The following is a 17,629-nucleotide window of genomic DNA, read 5'->3' as shown; positions in this document are numbered from 1 at the left end:
TAAAAAATACCTGATTTAATCGCCAAAAAATGTCTGATTTGTTGCTTAATTTTAGTGGCTCATAATACCCCCCATCTCACCGTGATTTGTTCTTTATTTGAAGTTGGCAGGCATTTATTGATTATATTAATTAATCGCTCACTGCCAGACTCTACCATAATGATTAATAGAATAATTTCTCAATTAAATCCTTAATTGCCAAATATACTGGTTAGGTAAAAAGGTTTGATTGAACTTCCAAAATGGAAAGCCTCGCTTTGTAATACTAATTAAATATCATAATGATGAACACCTCCTGCTCAATTATTTATTAAAGTGTGATCTATATCTTTCAATAATGTGTAACTGCCCTAATTTTTGAATAAAAATGGGCAAAAATATGTACGATTTAATATTGTAACAACACCTTCTTTAATGTGATATTAAAGCAAATTTAATTAATAAAGGTGATTATAAATGAGAATTGAGTCAATAAAAGTTACTACATTTACTTACCCAACTAGACGTTGTTCTGATAGTGCAGGTCACTCTCATCCGGGGGACGAATCATTAGCAAAAATGGCAATGTTGACAATAACCGCTGATGATAATTCCCAAGGCTATGCTTTTGTCGCTCCCGAAATTATTAGACCTTACATTGTTGATTCCTTTTTTAAAAAGGTCCTCATTGGCCAAAATCCATTTAATCGTGAAAAAATATGGCATGAATTAGTTCATTGGCAAAGAGGAAGTGCACAACAATTAACTGATAGAGCAATTGCAATTGTAGAGCAAGCTATTTGGGATTTGATTGGTCGAAAACTAAATATGCCTGTACATAAGTTACTGGGTGGTTATCGTGAAAAAGTCCCCGCATACGGAAGTACCATGTGTGGAGATGAATTAAAAGGTGGTTTATCAACCCCAGATGAATATGGCGATTTTGCCGAAAAACTAGTTTTAAAAGGATATAAAGCAATCAAAATTCATACATGGATGCCTCCAGTTTCTTTCGCTCCGAGTCCAATAATGGATGTAAAAGCTTGTGCAGCTGTGAGAGAAGCTGTAGGGCCTGATATAGCATTAATGATTGATGGATACCACTGGTATAGTAGAAGTGATGCTATTTATATAGGTCGTGAACTACAAAAATTGAACTTCACATGGTTTGAAGAACCAATGGAAGAACAAAGTATGGACTCTTATATATGGTTATCCAAAAATTTGGATATAGATATTGTTGGCCCGGAAAGTTTATCAGGTAAATATTTAAGTAGAGCCGATTGGGTCAAGCATGGAGCATGTGATATTTTACGGGCGGGAGTAAATAGTGCAGGCGGCCTTACCCCTTGTTTAAAAGTTGCCGCTTTAGCTGAATCTTTTGGAATGGATTGTGAAATACATGGAAATGGTGCACCAAACTTGAATGTTATCGGAGCTATAAAAAATTGCCGATGGTATGAAAGAGGCCTACTACACCCGTTTTTAAATTATGATGAACCGCCTGCTTACTTAAATAATATCGTTGACCCTATGGATGAAGATGGATTTGTTCACTTACCAACACTTCCAGGTTTAGGCGAAGATATTAATTTTAACTATATTGCAACAAATACACTTACTGTTGAATAGTTTTATGATTTTTTTATTTTATGGATGAGGTGTGGCAATGGAATCAAAATATTTATTGAAGTTTTTATTCATTTTTTTAATACTTTTTAGCTCTAATAGTTATTCAAAAACCCCCAAAGATCAATTAATTATCGGGATGAGTATGAATAATATATTCACCATAGATCCCGCTGCAATGGCGAGTAATGATACAGTAAGTATTATTTCCAATTTATACGATTCCTTGATTGAATTAGATGCTACCGATAGAACTAAAATTTTGCCGGCCATTGCAAAAAGTTGGGATATTAGTGAGGATAGCAGCAAAATCACATTTCATCTTCGTGATGACGTTAAATTTAATTCAGGAAACCCATTAACAGCTGAAGATGTTGTGTGGTCAATTGAACGACTACTCAAACTAAATTTATCTCAATCAACTTTCTGGAAAACCTATGGTTTTTCAGCTAAAAATATATCTGAATTAGTCAAATCTATTGATAATTTTACTATTGAAATTACCCTTCCCCAAGCTACAGATCCTAAATTAGTTATGTATTCAATAGGTGCTTTAGGTAGTATGTCTATTTTGGACAAAAACGAGATCCTAAAACATGAACAAGATAATGATTTAGGTAATAAATGGTTGACTACGAATGCTGCAGGTTCTGGTGCGTACTATTTAACTAAATGGGAAGCTAAAAATATGCTAATAATGGCTCGAAATGAGCATTATTGGAAAGGCACACCCAAAATGAAGCGTATTATAATGCGTCATATGACTGAGTCACAATCATTACGCTTAATGATGGAAAAAGGTGATATTGATATAGCTTCTGGTATGTCAGTTCCAGATATTAAAGCCTTGTCGAACAATCCTAACATTACCATTGAAAGTGTTCAACGCGGAACTTTGTATTATGTTGCACTGAGCAACAAAAATAAATATTTTGCCAATCCAAAAGTTAGAGAAGCCATTCGCTATTTAATTGATTATCAAGGTATTAATGCAACTATTATGCCTGGATTTGGTATCTTACATCAACGACCTATTCAAAAAGGAATGCCAGCAACCTTACCCGACCAAGGCTATACATTAAACGTCGAAAAAGCCAAAAAATTGCTTTCTGAAGCGGGTTATCCTGATGGTTTCGACACGACAATAAGAGTGTTATCTGACACTCCATTCATTGATATTGCTACAACTATTCAAGCAACTTTAGTACAAGCAGGAATCAAGGCTAAAGTGATTGCCGGAACAGGCAATCAGATCTATGGAGCAATGAGAGAACGTAATTTTGATATTGTTGTTGGTAGAGGCGGAGGTGGTGTCGAACCGCATCCTCATGCAAATTTACGCTCAATGGTCTACAATCCAGATAATAGTGATGAAGCAAAATTAACTCCTTACATTGGTTGGCGGTCATCATTTTATGATGATAAGTTAAATAAAATGATTGAAACTGCTTTGATTGAACGCAATGAAACCAAACAAACTCAATTATATAAAGATATTCAAAACTACTATGATGAACTTTTTCCTGCAGTAATTACTATCTCACAAATGATTGATTCTGTAGCTGTTCAAAAAGATATTCTAAATTATAAATCTCATCCTTCAGCAACAACACGATATTATCTTGTTGAAAAAAAGAGATAAATATTTAGAAATCATTTCATGTTAGTGATTCAATATAAATAGGAGTGGGCATGCATATATCAAATTGGATGAATACTAATGGCAAAGCCTCCAAGTTATTAAAACGGTTAGTTCAAATTATTTTAACTTTATTTGGATTATTGTTATTAACATTTATTATAGGCAGAGTCATGCCTATTGACCCTGTTCTATCTATTGTTGGTCCAGAAGCAGATCAAAGTACTTATGATCGTGTATACCAACAATTAGGACTAGATAAGCCCCTATGGATACAATTCTTTAATTATCTTACTTCGTTATTACATGGTGATCTTGGATTATCGTTATTAACCGGTAGAGCCGTATCATCTGAGATTGCCAGAGTATTTCCTGCAACACTTGAATTAGCAACTATAGCAATTATTGTTGGTGCAGGCATTGGCGTGCCTTTAGGGGTATTAGCCGCGGCAAGAAGAGGAAAAGTTGCCGATTATGTTGTCCGTTTCATTAGTCTTGTTGGATATTCAACACCTATCTTTTGGGTCGGCATGATGGGGTTATTGATATTTTACTCATGGCTTGATTGGGTTGGAGGCGTTGGTCGGATTGATTTAGCCTATGACGGCATGGTTGAAGAACGTACAGGTTTTCTACTGATAGATTCATTACTAGCAGGTGATATAGAAATTTTTAAGAATGCATTTAGCCATTTAATATTACCCGCTACTATTCTTGGTTTTCATTCTCTAGCCTACATTAGCCGAATGACTAGAAGCTTTATGTTAGCACAATTATCCCAAGAATATATTATTACAGCCAAAGTCAAAGGATTATCTGAATTTAAAATTCTATGGAAACATGCTTTTCGTAATATTTTGGTTCAATTACTTACAATAATAGCATTAGCATACGGAACTTTATTAGAAGGTGCGGTATTAATTGAAACAGTATTTTCGTGGCCTGGATTTGGTTCATTTCTAACAGGCAGTTTATTACTCGGGGATTTGAATGCTGTTATGGGATGTGTATTATTAGTAGGTTTAATTTTTTTAGTCCTTAACATTCTATCAGATATGCTTTATCAAATCTTTGACCCAAGGACCAAAACATCATGAATATTCAATCACAATCATTAACCAAAAAAGTATCTATAACTCCAGGTAAAATTAGGTCTAAAGCAAACAACCTTATTAGCAACTTATATGCAATTTATAGTCAACTTTTAAAAAACCCATTAACTGCGATAGGCTTATTTATCATTCTTTTTTTAATCGTTGTGGCAATCTTTGCACCTTTAATTGCCACTCATGATCCTATAAAACAAGATCTTGCCAATGCTTTACAAGCACCTAATTTCCTACATTGGTTTGGTACTGATGAATACGGAAGAGATGAATTTAGTTGCATAGTTTATGGCTCGCGAATTACTCTTTATATTGTAACGCTTGTATCTATCACTGTTGGTCCAATTGGGCTCATTTTAGGGGTAACTGCAGGTTACTTCGGTGGTAAGGTCGATACTATATTAATGCGTATTACTGATATATTCATTTCTTTTCCTAGTCTTGTGCTCGCATTAGCTTTTGTTGCAGCCTTAGGGCCTGGCCTAGAGCATGTTGTTATTGCCATTACTTTAACCGCCTGGCCACCTATCGCTCGTTTAGCTAGAGCAGAAACATTATCAATAAGGAACGCAGATTTTATTTCAGCTGTTAGGTTGCAAGGCGCATCCTCATTAAGGATTCTAATTTTTCATATAATTCCATTGTGTTTACCTTCAGTTGTAATTCGAATCACGATGAATATGGCTAGCATTATCTTAACTGCTGCAGCACTTGGTTTTCTTGGTTTAGGTTCTCAACCTCCAACACCTGAGTGGGGAGCAATGATTTCAAGTGGAAGAAAATATATGCTCGAATGCTGGTGGTTAGTTGCATTTCCAGGAATGGCTATATTTATCAATAGTTTGGCATTTAACTTTTTAGGAGATGGATTACGTGACATACTTGACCCAAGAACAGAATAATTCCAATCTATTGGAAGTTGATAACTTAAAGGTTGATTTCATCAATGGTAAAAAAATTACCAATGCAGTAAAAGGTGTCTCATTTAATTTGCAAAAAGAAAAACTTGCCATCGTGGGAGAATCTGGTTCAGGTAAATCAACAATTGGAAGAGCTATTTTAAAACTTCACCCGAGTAGTGCCATTATCACCGCCGATAAACTTCAGTTTAAAGAGGTAGACCTACTCAATGCCAACGATAAGATGATGCATAAAATTAGAGGTCGGCGAATTTCTATGATTATGCAAGATCCTAAATATTCACTCAACCCACTTATGCGAGTGGGTGACCAGATTGCAGAATCTTACCGACAGCATAATAAAATATCTAAATCTGAAGCCAAACGCAAAGTACTAGATATTTTAGATGAAGTAAGAATTCGTGATCCACAACGAGTTTATCATTTGTACCCCCATGAAGTTTCTGGAGGACAAGGTCAAAGAATTATGATAGCAATGATGTTAATTACTGAACCTGAAATTATCATTGCCGATGAACCTACATCAGCACTCGATGTGTCAGTTAGATTACAGGTTCTAAATATGTTGGATGATTTAGTAAAAGAACGAGGACTAGGACTGATTTTTATTAGTCATGATATTAATTTGGTACGAAGCTTCTGTGATAGAGTTCTAGTAATGTATTCTGGCCGAATAGTTGAATCAATTCCAGCAAGAGAGCTTGAAAATGCTCAACATCCTTATACTAAAGGATTATTAGATTCACTCCCCGATATTGATAACAAAAGGGAAAGGCTACCTGTACTGGTTAGAGATCCCAATTGGCTTGTAAGTTAAGGAGTTAGTATGTCAAAGTCAAATATGATTGAAATAAAAAATCTTAACTTAACTTTTGGTCATGATAATAAAAAAAATCAAGTTTTACATGATATTAATTTATCGGTAAGTGACGGTGAAATTTATGGATTGGTTGGTGAGTCAGGTTCGGGAAAAACAACTGTTTTAAAATGCCTCGCAGGCCTATTCAACCACTGGACTGGTGAAATATCCCTTGATGGAAAGCCACTTAATCATAAAATAGATCAAGAAAATTGTAAAAAAGTGCAAATGGTTTTTCAAGATCCTTATGGTTCGTTACATCCAAGGCATCGAATTGATACAATATTAACCGAGCCATTAAAAATTCACAACATCAATAACCGTAATGATCGTGTCGAGGAAATATTATTAAAAGTTGGACTCGATACTTCATTTCGCAATCGTTATCCTCACCAATTATCAGGAGGTCAACGACAACGTATAGCTATTGCGAGATCATTAATATTAAAACCTAGAGTATTACTACTAGATGAACCTACTTCTGCATTAGATGTTTCAGTTCAAGCTGAAATTCTAAATTTATTATCCGATTTACAAAAACAAGAAAAACTTACTTATTTAATGGTCACCCATGATTTAGGTGTTGTTTCTCATATATGTCATAAAGTTTCGGTTATGCAATATGGAAAAATAATAGAGACACTAGCAGTTAGTGATCTTATATCTGATAGTAAAAAAGATGAATATACCACAATGTTAGTAAATTCTAGCCGAGAATATCATAGATAAATAACCTTAAATTGGTAATATATTTTGTATAATCTAATCTGACAGTTATCAGTTTTTATTAAGTATCTGTCAGGTTAAATCTATTTTAATTACTACTGTTTCAAGAGCTGTTTATATTGTATCTCAATCTAAATTCGCTTTAACAAGCAGAGCGTACATACATAAAATCGTTTTATGGTCCGATCTAAAATTACTTTGGTACTGGTGTTAATTTAAATTGTTTAGGAAATAAAGTAATACTACCAATACTGCTAATTTATTAGTTTACTATTCCCTTCTCCCTATCAGTTGGTGCCGAAAAATTATATTAATTAATTTTGGATTACCTATCTCAACAAATCTACTTTTGTTACTTAAATGAGTTAATATGAAATTTTATATCGCTCGATTTAGTCATCTATTTTTTAAATACGTGGAGCGAATTAAAAAAAATAATTAACCTAAATAGTTGTCAATTTTTCGGTTGGCATGGTTACTATGGTTTGTTTAATATGCAATTAGTATTTATGGTTAAAACCTTAACTCGGTTTAAATTCAATTAATAGTCACATTTTTCAAAGTAAAAAATCATGAATAAAATTAAAACAATGCAAATTAACGATCCCAAAAAAATTAAACGTTATTATCAAGCTTTACTGGATAAAGATTCTCGCTATATTGGTATTTTTTATGTTGGCGTTAAAACTACCTCGGTTTTTTGTATTGCTACTTGTCGAGCAAGAAAGCCCAAATTGGAAAACGTTGAATTTTTTACCACCTTTAAGGCGGCACTTGATGCTGGTTATCGTCCTTGCAAAATATGTAAACCAACCGAAAATTCCAATGAAGCCCCCAAAGAGGTGATAAAGGCCATAACCATTATTAACCAAAATCCTAAAACCAAAATATCTGATAGTTATTTGCGAGAACAACAAATCAATCCAGAGAATATTCGCCGCTGGTTTCAAAAACACTATGGCATTACATTCCATGCCTATCAACGAATGTATCGCATAAATAACGCCTTTCAAGAATTGAAGATCGGTAAAAATATAATGGATACGGCTTTTGATAGTGGTTATGCATCCTTAAGTGGTTTTGGCTATACTTATAAAAAACTCATGCAGTCAGCACCTTCCATCAGTGTTACTAAAGCAGTAATAGTGATTAATCGATTAACAACGCCATTAGGACCTATGTTTATTGCTGCTACTGATGAAGGGATCTGTTTATTAGAATTTGTTGATCGCCGCATGTTGGAAACTGAATTTCAACAATTACAAAAATTACTTAATATGCAGATAATTTATGGCGAAAACCAGCATATTTTGCAAGCCAAGCAAGAAATTAATGAATATTTTCAAGGTAAAAGACACATTTTCCAAGTTAAATTACACACCCCCGGCACCGATTTTCAACAACAAGTTTGGCAGGCTTTACGACAAATTCCTTTTGGTGAATTGTCCACCTATAAGCAACAAGCACAAAAAATAAATAAGCCACTGGCAGTGCGTGCGGTTGCTAGTGCCAATGGTTTTAATAGAGTTGCCATTATAATACCTTGTCACCGTGTAATTGGCTCTAATGGTGAGTTAATTGGCTATGGTGGAGGGCTTGAACGTAAACGTTGGTTAATTGAACATGAACAACAATATGCAGTTAAAAAGTAATGGTATTGACATAGAATAAAATAACCTAATCCCCAAAAATCTTGGTTAGGGTAAATTAGCTGCATAAGCATCGAAATTTAATAACGATACCCTACTCCATGAATGGTTTTGATCAACACCGGATTGAGAGGATCGATTTCAATTTGTTTGCGTAATTTAGAAATGTGTTGATCAAGGGTACGACTATTGGGGGAATAATCATAGCCCCACACATAATCGAATAACATGTCGCGAGTTACCACTTGGTTTTTATTTTGGTACAAACACTCCAAGATTTTTATTTCACGCAGTGATAGTTCGATGACTTGATCGTGGCGTTTGGCACATAGTTCGATTGGGTAAATTGTTAGATCACCAAAATCAAAAAACTCATCCACCGTTTTATTTGCTCTTTGAGATTTTAAATAGCGCTTAGCAATGGCTTTAATTCGAGCTCGCAGTTCGTGCACGCCAAAGGGTTTACTCATAAAATCATCAGCACCCAGTTCGAGCCCGACTACGCGATCAATTTCTTCATCTTTGGCTGATAAAAATAAGATAGGTACATCATCATTTAATTTACGAATTTCACGACAAACACTATAGCCATCAAGTTCCGGCATCATAATATCTAAGATAATAAAATCGGGCTGATGTTGCGCAAATAGTTCTAAGGCTATGTGGCCATTTTCAGCCTCAATAATGGCGTAACCCTCTTGTTCTAGCAAAATTGCCATGCCTTTACGAATATGTTGATCATCTTCGGCAATTAAAATTTTCATCGTTTACTCCGTTAAAACTAGTGTGAAAGCCACACCCGGCTGACAATTGGTCACTTGAATGGTGCCATGTAATTGTTCAGCTAATTGATTGGCGATAGTTAAGCCAATGCCAGTGCCGGACACCCCTTCAGTTATTGATGATTTAATCCGGTAAAATGGTTTGAAAATTTGTTTCAATAAGTGATCGGCAATGCCATTACCATAGTCACGCACACTAATGGTGACTTGACAATCCTTGTGATTAAGTGACAAATCAACTTGCTTACCCTGTGCGGCATATTTTTCAGCATTACTCAGGAAATTATTAACAATTTGCATAACACTATCGGCATCAGTATTAATAATGCATGGATTATGCTGATCTAAAAGCAAATTAAGTTGTAATGACTTAGTTGCTAACACCGGTTTAAAGGTAGTATATATTTGTTGGATTAACTCAGTTAAATTAACCGGTTTAATGTTGAGTTTAGCTGATTTATTAAAACTGAGTATATTTTGCACTAACCGCGTTAAGCGTTTACTTTCACTGCTAATCACCTCGATATAATCAGCAACGGGCGGCGGCTCGTCTTTTAAATGCTCTTTTAGCATTTCCGAATACAATGAGATGTTAGTTAAAGGGGTTTTAAATTCATGCGAAACCTGACCCACAAAGCTAACTTGTTGCCGAGCTAACCGTAACGCCCTGGTATATTCACGGTACCAATAGCTGATGAGGCTAATAATCACAATAACCAAAAATACAATAATCGCGCAACCCAATAAATATAAGTTAACTAAACTAGGTTGTTGATAATAATAGGTTAATTGCCAATTTTGTAACGGGTAGTCAAGCACAAACATGACATTATCGGCATTTTGATCGCCATGGGTATAAATTAATTTGTCATTATTAAATAAGGTAAAATCATCGGTTAGTGACTGATCATCGAATAAATTAACCACCTCTAAGGCAAAATTGATCTGAGAAATCTCAAAACCAACTATGGTACCGGAAAATGTCGACCAATAAATCAAATGATCATAAACTTGATACCACCCCGACTCGGGGCGATATTGTTCCGATTGGGTATTATTGTTAATTAAAATAGAATTATCATATTGAATTGAATCAATGATTTTAGACCATTGTGAATCACTGTTATTAGTAAGGTAAGCAAGCTTATGGTTTTTGATAATAAATATATTTTTTATATCGCTTTCCGTTCGCTGTAGATTATCTGCTTTAGCTTGATCGGCATTAATAAATTGCGCTAATTTATTAAGGTAAACACTACGCTGGTTTAACAGCGATTCAATCATTGATTTTATATTATTACCCCGACTTTCGGCTAACATTTTGACATGAGTTTGACGCATTACTACCTCATGTTCAATGGTGCGCCAACCTAAATAGCTAAATACGGAAATTAATATAAAAATCGTGAAAATCGCTGCTAATTTTTTCATCGTTTATTTTAGTATTTTACTTTGTTTTGAATCATATTGCATTTCTGTTGATTGTTTACGATACACTTTTTCATCAGTTGTTTCAATTGCAGCCGCCATGGCTTTATTTTTGCTAGCTTGTTGACTTAATCTAGCTTTTGCCTCTGATGAATCTGAACTCATTGATGCACCTATACTCATGAGTCTATTGCGATTATCTTCCAACATTTTTTGCGCAGCTGCCTTATCACCAGCATTATACATTTCTAATGCTTTTTCGTTCTCTAGTGTTACTTTTTGGATTTCAGTTTCTGCCACCACATCCTCAATAACTGAGTCTTTTACTACTTCTGGCTTATTGGTGTAGCCAATTTTAACCTGTTGCGTTTCATTTTCGGTTTCATTAGTCAATAAATTATCATATTTTAATTCTATTTGCGCTAAGGTTTTATCTTCTCCAGTATTACCTTTACTTGGGATCACTTCTAATAAAAGGTATTTTTCTTGATTGGAGTATAGTTGATTCATTTTAACAGTAACTTGATTATCTTTTATTGAACCATCACGACCTAATAAACGTACTGGTTTAACACCATCTTTTAATTGAATATTAATTACTACATCTTGAGCAACCACAGACATAACATCTTTAAATTCTCGTACGAACACGTTTTCCAGATCATAGGTATTATCAACAAACACATGATTACCATCACTATAACTGGCAATGGTTGACATTAATACTTCATTATAATCAGCACCAATACCGAAGGTAGTAATGGCAATATTTTTTTTTGCGGCTATGACCGCTAGTTCTGACAGTTCTCCAACTGAGGATGGGCCAACATTAGCTTGACCATCAGAGAGTAAAATAATGCGGTTGACTTTATCTTTAGAGAGTTGTTTTTTGACTTGATTAATCCCTTTACTTAAGCCAGCAAATAATGCCGTTCCCCCTCTGGCTGTTACGTTATTATTGATTTGATTAATTAGTCTTTGTTTGTTGGTCACTTTAGTTGCTGGAATAATGATTTCCGCATCACTATCAAAAGCCACTACTGAGATAGTATCATCTTCATTAAGCATATTAATGGCTAGGATGGCTGCTTCACGAGCTTTTTCAATCCGATTACCGGACATTGAGCCGGAACGGTCAATAACTAGTGCTAGATTAATTGGTATGCGTTTGTCTGACTCAAACTTAACACCAGTTAAAGATACTTTTAGATAGTTTTTATCTTGACTATTTTCAAGAATAATTGGTGAAGCTAATTCAGATCGAATTTGAATTTGTCCTGATGGTTTGGCATGACTAAAGAAACTGAATAAAGATAGCCCGACTATGGCTAAGGTTTTTATAAATTTCATGGCATTATCCTTTGTTATGAAGTTTATTCAATTATCTTCTTTCTGCCAATTTAACTGTCTAATTATTGTATTTATTTGTAAAAGTTTGTAAAAAACTGAATTATACTCTAGATGATGGTTAAAATTAAACTAGCACCTTACCTATTTTAGCAAATACCAATTTAGCGGTTAACAATCCTAATGCTCAAAATACCAGTAATTAGCTGCTTTTATCGCCATGTTTTGGTTTGCATATTGCAACAGCAAATAGCAGCAGTATATAATGAAAGATTGCCACTCTTATAGTAAATAAGTTGAGACTATTGAAAATGAATCAATTACAAGAAAAACTCACGTTAATAAAAAATAGTATCGTTACCATCCCTAATTATCCAAAAGAAGGGATTTTGTTTCGGGACATAACCAGTTTACTTGAAGATCCTATTGCATTTAAAACCGCTGTTGATCTGCTAATTGAGCACTATCGTGATAAAAAAATTGATAAAGTTGTTGGTACTGAAGCGCGTGGTTTTATCTTCGCAGCCCCAATAGCACTCGCTTTAGGGGTTGGTTTTGTACCAGTGCGCAAACCGAAAAAGTTACCGCGTAACGTATATAAAGAAGAATATCAACTAGAATATGGTACTGATAGTCTTGAGATTCATACTGATGCAATTAAGTCAGGAGAACGCGTTCTTATTATTGATGATTTACTGGCTACTGGCGGTACCGTTGCCGCGACAGTGAACCTAGTACATAAAGCAGGTGGTATAGCAAAAGATGCCGCATTTGTTATCAATTTGCCTGATTTACAAGGTAAAACAAAATTGACTAATATGGGAATTGATTGTTTTACATTGGTTGATTTCGAAGGCGAATAATCATTCATGTGGGGCATAATCTATCTATGCCCTATTTCATTCCACTATTAGCAATATATCCCTTTTTCTGGATTTTTAATCATCACAAACTTACTTCTATTATAGATAACCATTAATATTCACTTCCTTTTCGCATTTGTTTAAAGCCCTTTAGTCCTTTTTTAAAATTACTAAACTAACGTTATGAATTAACAACAGCATTTACATGCATAAAAAATCATTTTAACACTTGATTAAGTCAATAAAGTGAATTATTATTCATTAATAACGCATATTTATTAATTTAAAAGGGTTTGAAAATGAAAAAATTTAGTCACATTATTACCAGAACGCCAGCTAAATCACTTATTAATGGATTAACTTCTGCTAACTTAGGTAAACCAAATTATCACACCGCATTAGATCAGCATAACAACTATATTCGGGCACTACAGCAATGTGATGTAGATATTACTATTTTACCTGCAGATGAACGATTCCCTGATTCAGTTTTTGTTGAAGATGCGGTGCTATGCACCCCTCATTGTGCCATTATCACCAGACCGGGGGCAGAAAGCCGTCGAGCAGAAACCGAAATCATTAGTGATACTATTGAAAGATTTTACCCCAATAAAGTCGAAAAGATCACAGCTCCAGGTACAGTCGAAGCCGGTGATATTATGATGGTTGAAAACCATTATTACATTGGCTTATCTGCGCGCACCAATCAAGCGGGTGCTAAGCAAATGATTGCCATTTTAGAAAAATATGGATTAACAGGTTCTGTGGTAACGTTGGAAAAGGTATTGCATCTTAAAACTGGACTGGCTTATTTAGAAAATAATAATTTACTGGCTGCGGGTGAATTTATTACTAAACCTGAATTCCAACACCTTAATATTATTGAAATTCCCGAGCAAGAAAGTTATGCGGCTAATTGTATTTGGGTCAATGATCGAGTCATTATGCCATCTGGTTACCCTATCACTAAAACCAAAATTGCTGCATTAGGTTATCAAGTGATTGAGGTCGATACTTCAGAATATCGAAAAATTGATGGTGGCGTAAGTTGTATGTCATTGCGATTTTAATTAGTTGTAAATTTACCCTAATAACCGCTAAATCAAAGAATAAGAAACGACTATGAATATACCGATGAAAAAAAAACTAGGCATACTCCCTTTGACACTTTTAGTCATGGGCAGCATTGTTGGCAGTGGTATTTTCAGTTTGCCACAAAACATGGCCGAAGGTTCTGGGGCCGGCGCCATTATTATTGCCTGGATCATTACCCTATTTGGCATGTTAATGCTAACCCGAATATTCCAATATTTATCAATTCGTTTTTATAAAATTAATGATGGATTATATGGTTATGTCCGTGCTGGTTTTGGCGATTATATTGGCTTTAATGCGGCATGGGGCTATTGGATATCGGCCTGGATGTCATGTGCAAGTTATTTAGTCATCCTATTTAGTGCCTTAGGTTCATTTGATTGTTTGAGTTTTTTTGGTGATGGTACGACTTTTGAATCAGTAATTGGTGGGCTTATTTTTTTATGGCTAGTACATATTATTGTTTTAAAAGGGATCTATCGTGCTTTTTTATTAAATTGTCTAGTGACCCTAGCCAAAATTGTTCCCATTGGATTATTTATTGTTTGTATTATTCTAGCCTTTAAAGTTTCAACTTTTAAAACTGATTTTTGGGGAACACCACAATTAGGTTCAATCATTGATCAAGTAAAACACACTATGCTTTACACTGTTTGGGTATACTTAGGTATTGAAAGTGCCACAGTTTATGCGGCTAGAGCCAAGAATATTCTTAGTATTAGCCGCGCAACGTTTTTTGGCTTTGCAATCAGCAGTCTATTATTAATTTGTGTTTCTGTTTTATCATTGGGCATTGTGCCCCAACAAGAACTAGCTGCGATGAAAAATCCCTCTATGGCTTTAGTAATTGAACATGTTGTTGGTCGATGGGGAGCAATATTGATTAATATTGGCTTAATTGTCTCTGTCAGTGGTGGATTATTGTCATGGTTAATGCTAGCGGCTGAAATGCTATTTTTAAGCGGTCAAGGAAAGCAACATACTGTGCCTCGTTGCTTTGGTAAGCTCAATAAAGCTAGCACACCAGCTAACGCACTTTGGTTAACTTCAGGTTTAATTAGTGTATTAATTATTCTGGCACATTTTTACCAATCTGGTTATAACACCCTAATACAATTGTCTACTTCCATGGTGCTTATACCTTATTTATTATCGGCTCTATTTGTTCTGAAATTAGCTATACAGCGAGGAAAAGCCTATTTAATCATGATTGGGGCTTGTGGTTCCATTTATGGTTTATGGCTGATTTATGCTGGTGGAATGTCCTATTTATTACTGTCAATGATTCTCTATAGTGTTGGGCTAATATTTTATCTTTATGCTAGAAAACAAAGATCGTTGTCTGCTTTTAGCTATTTGCATGACAAAATTTATGCTGTAATTATCATTGGATTAGCAATTATGGCTGTTTTATATTTTTATGTTATCCCACAATAGTTTATCAACTAGGCGTTATTTGCGAAAAAGATAAAAATCCGTTAAAAGTTCTCTAAAATCTTGCGAATAACGCCCATCATCATCACGCATGCAAAGTTGCTGTTCAAAAGGACTATTATTGGCTTGCAGTGAAAAAGCCATTAAAGTTAATGAAAAATCTTTATTGGCATTGTACCTAACATTCATTATTTGCTGTAAATAAAGTTGATTAGCTTGACATAGTAACTGAAATTGATCTGATAAATGATAAGGTAAAACTAAACAAAATAACCCTGTTGGTGTTAATAAACGTTTAACGGCATCAATTAATTGTTGGTAGTTCAAACTTTCAGTGTAACGAGCCAATTGCCGTTGCGAACTGCGGCAATCCACCGCTACATCAAAATAAGGGGGATTGGTGACAATAAGATTGTAATGCATGGCTTCATTAATACCAAATTGATTAATATCTGCATGGTAAGCATGCACCCTAGCAAAAGGAGCGTGAGTAATATTTTGCTGACTTTGTAGGACTGCATGTGGATCAATATCAATAGCATCAATATAACTATCTTTATTTTCCAATCGCTGCGCTAACATTAACGCAATAACACCACATCCGCTGCCAATATCTAATATGCGTTTAGGTGCCGAATTTAGTGGTGTCCATGCCCCTAGCAAACAACTATCGGTGGTTACCTGCATGGGACTTTTATCATGCGCCACAAAAAAACGTTTAAAGGTAAAGCCACCTTTTTTTAGATCGGTCGACTTATTGGGCATTAAGAAACTTCTTAAATAATGGCTTGTTAGAGGCGATAGCATCAGCCCAACGAGTTGGTTCAGGCAAACGATAACCGCGTAAACATTGCTTTACCCATTGCAAAGCACTATCTTGACTAACGCGATGCCCTGCTGAGACAAATAAAGGATTACAGTTATTTTTGCTTTGTAATACCCAACCAATTTGATCTTGTTTATCAACTAATGGCGTAACTTCGCCTGCTACTTTAACCAAAGGAGCATATTGGCCACAAAGTCGTTTTTTCGCTACCCCAATAGTTGGCATATTTAGCAACAAACCTAGATGGCTAGCAATACCTAATCGCCTTGGGTGTGCAAAGCCTTGCCCATCCACCAATAATAAATCAGGCTTTTGTTTAATTTGTTGCCATGCAGCAAGTAGTGCTGGATATTCCCGAAATGATAAATAACCAGGAATATAGGGGAACTCGGTAGCAATCCGGGCGATTTGATAGTCAACGACTTTAAACTCTGGATAGCTGAGTATAACTATTGCAGCTCGTGTGATGGTACCATCTTGTTCAAAACCAACATCCGTCCCCCCAATTAAGCGAATCGATTGACTAAAATCATCGGTTAATTTGACCTGTTGGGATAGCGATAATTGCGTTTGTTTTAATTGTGCTAAATTGATAGACATTTCGATTCTGTTTAGTATTATTATTTTCAATAATTGATTTTAACAGAATTAGCATGCCATATACATTAGTAAATCCAATTGATCTTACTGAAGAAATAAAAAAAAGCCGTTTTGTTGTCAATGCAGCACCAATTAACACTGCTGAACAAGCAACAGCTTTTATTACCCAAGTGAGTGATGTTGGTGCTACACATAATTGTTGGGCTTGGAAGATTGGTCAACAATATCGCTTTAATGATGATGGAGAGCCAACCAGTACTGCTGGTCGCCCCATTCTATCAGCAATTGAAGGACAAGACTGCGATCAAGTTGTCGTGGTTGTCACCCGTTATTTTGGTGGTATAAAATTAGGTACCGGAGGCTTAATCCGCGCCTACGGAGGTTCGGCAAGTCATTGTTTACAACAAGCTGAATTAATCGAACTTATTGCTCGTATTCAACTGCAATTTCATTGTTATTACAATGAATGGCCCATCATTGAAAATCGCCTTAAAGAGTTAGATGCAGTAATTGAGAAGCAGGATTTTGACGCTGAAGGGGTAACGGTTAATATTGCCATTACTCAAGATAAATCACTATTACTTAAAAAAAATATCAGTGATATTACTCGCGGACGAGTATTGATAAGTTTATAAAATCTAGCGACTTTGTAAAGATGTTTCAGGAATGGCATACGTTTGAGTATAAAACATACCCTACATTCAACATCTAAGTGCGAATCCAGTCAGTAAAAGGCTTCATAAGGTG

16 protein-coding genes are annotated in these 17,629 nt (G+C 35.1%); 11 read left to right on the top strand and 5 right to left on the bottom strand.

The genetic code is table 11. From position 1 onward, the window contains the following. The first annotated feature begins 456 nt into the window (after positions 1-456). The 7 genes from Q0K76_RS03490 (at position 457) to Q0K76_RS03460 (ending at position 8,510) form a co-directional block, all read left to right on the top strand. Positions 457-1,611, top strand: a complete 1,155-nt coding sequence (locus tag Q0K76_RS03490; protein ID WP_294611389.1) for a mandelate racemase family protein — start codon at positions 457-459, stop codon at positions 1,609-1,611. A gap of 37 nt (positions 1,612-1,648) precedes the next feature. Continuing rightward, positions 1,649-3,250, top strand: coding sequence for an ABC transporter substrate-binding protein (locus tag Q0K76_RS03485; protein WP_363322388.1), 1,602 nt, complete (start codon positions 1,649-1,651; stop codon positions 3,248-3,250). Positions 3,251-3,318: 68 nt separating this feature from the next. After that, positions 3,319-4,344: an ABC transporter permease gene (locus Q0K76_RS03480; RefSeq protein ID WP_363322393.1), complete on the top strand. Its 1,026-nt coding sequence runs from the start codon at positions 3,319-3,321 to the stop codon at positions 4,342-4,344. Next, positions 4,341-5,255 (top strand): ABC transporter permease, encoded by a 915-nt coding sequence (locus Q0K76_RS03475; protein WP_294611380.1) that lies wholly within the window; start codon positions 4,341-4,343, stop codon positions 5,253-5,255. The genes Q0K76_RS03480 and Q0K76_RS03475 overlap by 4 nt, the downstream gene beginning before the upstream one ends. A gap of 10 nt (positions 5,256-5,265) precedes the next feature. After that, positions 5,266-6,090, top strand: coding sequence for an ABC transporter ATP-binding protein (locus Q0K76_RS03470; RefSeq protein WP_363322392.1), 825 nt, complete (start codon positions 5,266-5,268; stop codon positions 6,088-6,090). A 24-nt stretch (positions 6,091-6,114) separates the two neighbouring features. Continuing rightward, entirely contained in the window at positions 6,115-6,861 is a 747-nt protein-coding gene (locus Q0K76_RS03465; protein ID WP_363322391.1) for an ABC transporter ATP-binding protein, read from the top strand. 587 nt (positions 6,862-7,448) lie between these two features. Continuing rightward, a complete protein-coding gene (locus tag Q0K76_RS03460) occupies positions 7,449-8,510 on the top strand; it encodes a methylated-DNA--[protein]-cysteine S-methyltransferase (protein ID WP_363322390.1) in 1,062 nt (353 codons plus the stop codon). 77 nt (positions 8,511-8,587) lie between these two features. Here Q0K76_RS03460 and Q0K76_RS03455 read toward each other — a convergent pair whose 3' ends face one another. The 3 genes from Q0K76_RS03455 to Q0K76_RS03445 are packed head-to-tail and all read right to left on the bottom strand — an operon-like array spanning position 8,588 to position 12,067. Then, positions 8,588-9,271, bottom strand: a complete 684-nt coding sequence (locus Q0K76_RS03455) for a response regulator transcription factor (protein ID WP_294611369.1) — start codon at positions 9,269-9,271, stop codon at positions 8,588-8,590. A gap of 3 nt (positions 9,272-9,274) precedes the next feature. Further along, entirely contained in the window at positions 9,275-10,720 is a 1,446-nt protein-coding gene (locus tag Q0K76_RS03450) for a HAMP domain-containing sensor histidine kinase (protein WP_294611366.1), read from the bottom strand. Positions 10,721-10,723: 3 nt separating this feature from the next. Further along, complete coding sequence (locus Q0K76_RS03445) at positions 10,724-12,067, bottom strand: VWA domain-containing protein (RefSeq protein WP_294611365.1); 1,344 nt, start codon at positions 12,065-12,067, stop codon at positions 10,724-10,726. Positions 12,068-12,375: 308 nt separating this feature from the next. On the opposite strand from Q0K76_RS03445, the gene apt reads away from it, so the two are divergent. The 3 genes from apt (at position 12,376) to Q0K76_RS03430 (ending at position 15,459) form a co-directional block, all read left to right on the top strand. After that, on the top strand, positions 12,376-12,927 hold the full coding sequence (gene apt, locus Q0K76_RS03440) for an adenine phosphoribosyltransferase (protein WP_294611363.1): 552 nt from the start codon (positions 12,376-12,378) through the stop codon (positions 12,925-12,927). A 299-nt stretch (positions 12,928-13,226) separates the two neighbouring features. Then, positions 13,227-13,997, top strand: coding sequence for a dimethylargininase (ddaH, locus tag Q0K76_RS03435; RefSeq protein ID WP_294611360.1), 771 nt, complete (start codon positions 13,227-13,229; stop codon positions 13,995-13,997). A 64-nt stretch (positions 13,998-14,061) separates the two neighbouring features. Then, a complete protein-coding gene (locus Q0K76_RS03430; RefSeq protein WP_294611356.1) occupies positions 14,062-15,459 on the top strand; it encodes a basic amino acid/polyamine antiporter in 1,398 nt (465 codons plus the stop codon). A gap of 15 nt (positions 15,460-15,474) precedes the next feature. Here the strand turns inward: Q0K76_RS03430 and Q0K76_RS03425 are convergent, their stop codons facing one another. Then, positions 15,475-16,221: a methyltransferase gene (locus Q0K76_RS03425; protein ID WP_294611354.1), complete on the bottom strand. Its 747-nt coding sequence runs from the start codon at positions 16,219-16,221 to the stop codon at positions 15,475-15,477. Further along, positions 16,211-16,882, bottom strand: coding sequence for a deoxyribonuclease V (nfi, locus tag Q0K76_RS03420; RefSeq protein ID WP_294611351.1), 672 nt, complete (start codon positions 16,880-16,882; stop codon positions 16,211-16,213). The genes Q0K76_RS03425 and nfi overlap by 11 nt, the downstream gene beginning before the upstream one ends. 53 nt (positions 16,883-16,935) lie before the next feature. Between nfi and Q0K76_RS03415 the strand changes: the two genes are divergently transcribed. Beyond that, a complete protein-coding gene (locus tag Q0K76_RS03415; RefSeq protein ID WP_294611348.1) occupies positions 16,936-17,517 on the top strand; it encodes a YigZ family protein in 582 nt (193 codons plus the stop codon). Positions 17,518-17,629: the final 112 nt, after the last annotated feature.

The sequence above is a fragment of the uncultured Gilliamella sp. genome (assembly GCA_945271295.1).
In the GTDB taxonomy this organism is placed as follows: domain Bacteria; phylum Pseudomonadota; class Gammaproteobacteria; order Enterobacterales; family Orbaceae; genus Gilliamella.
This window is presented reverse-complemented; position numbering and strand designations above follow the sequence as displayed.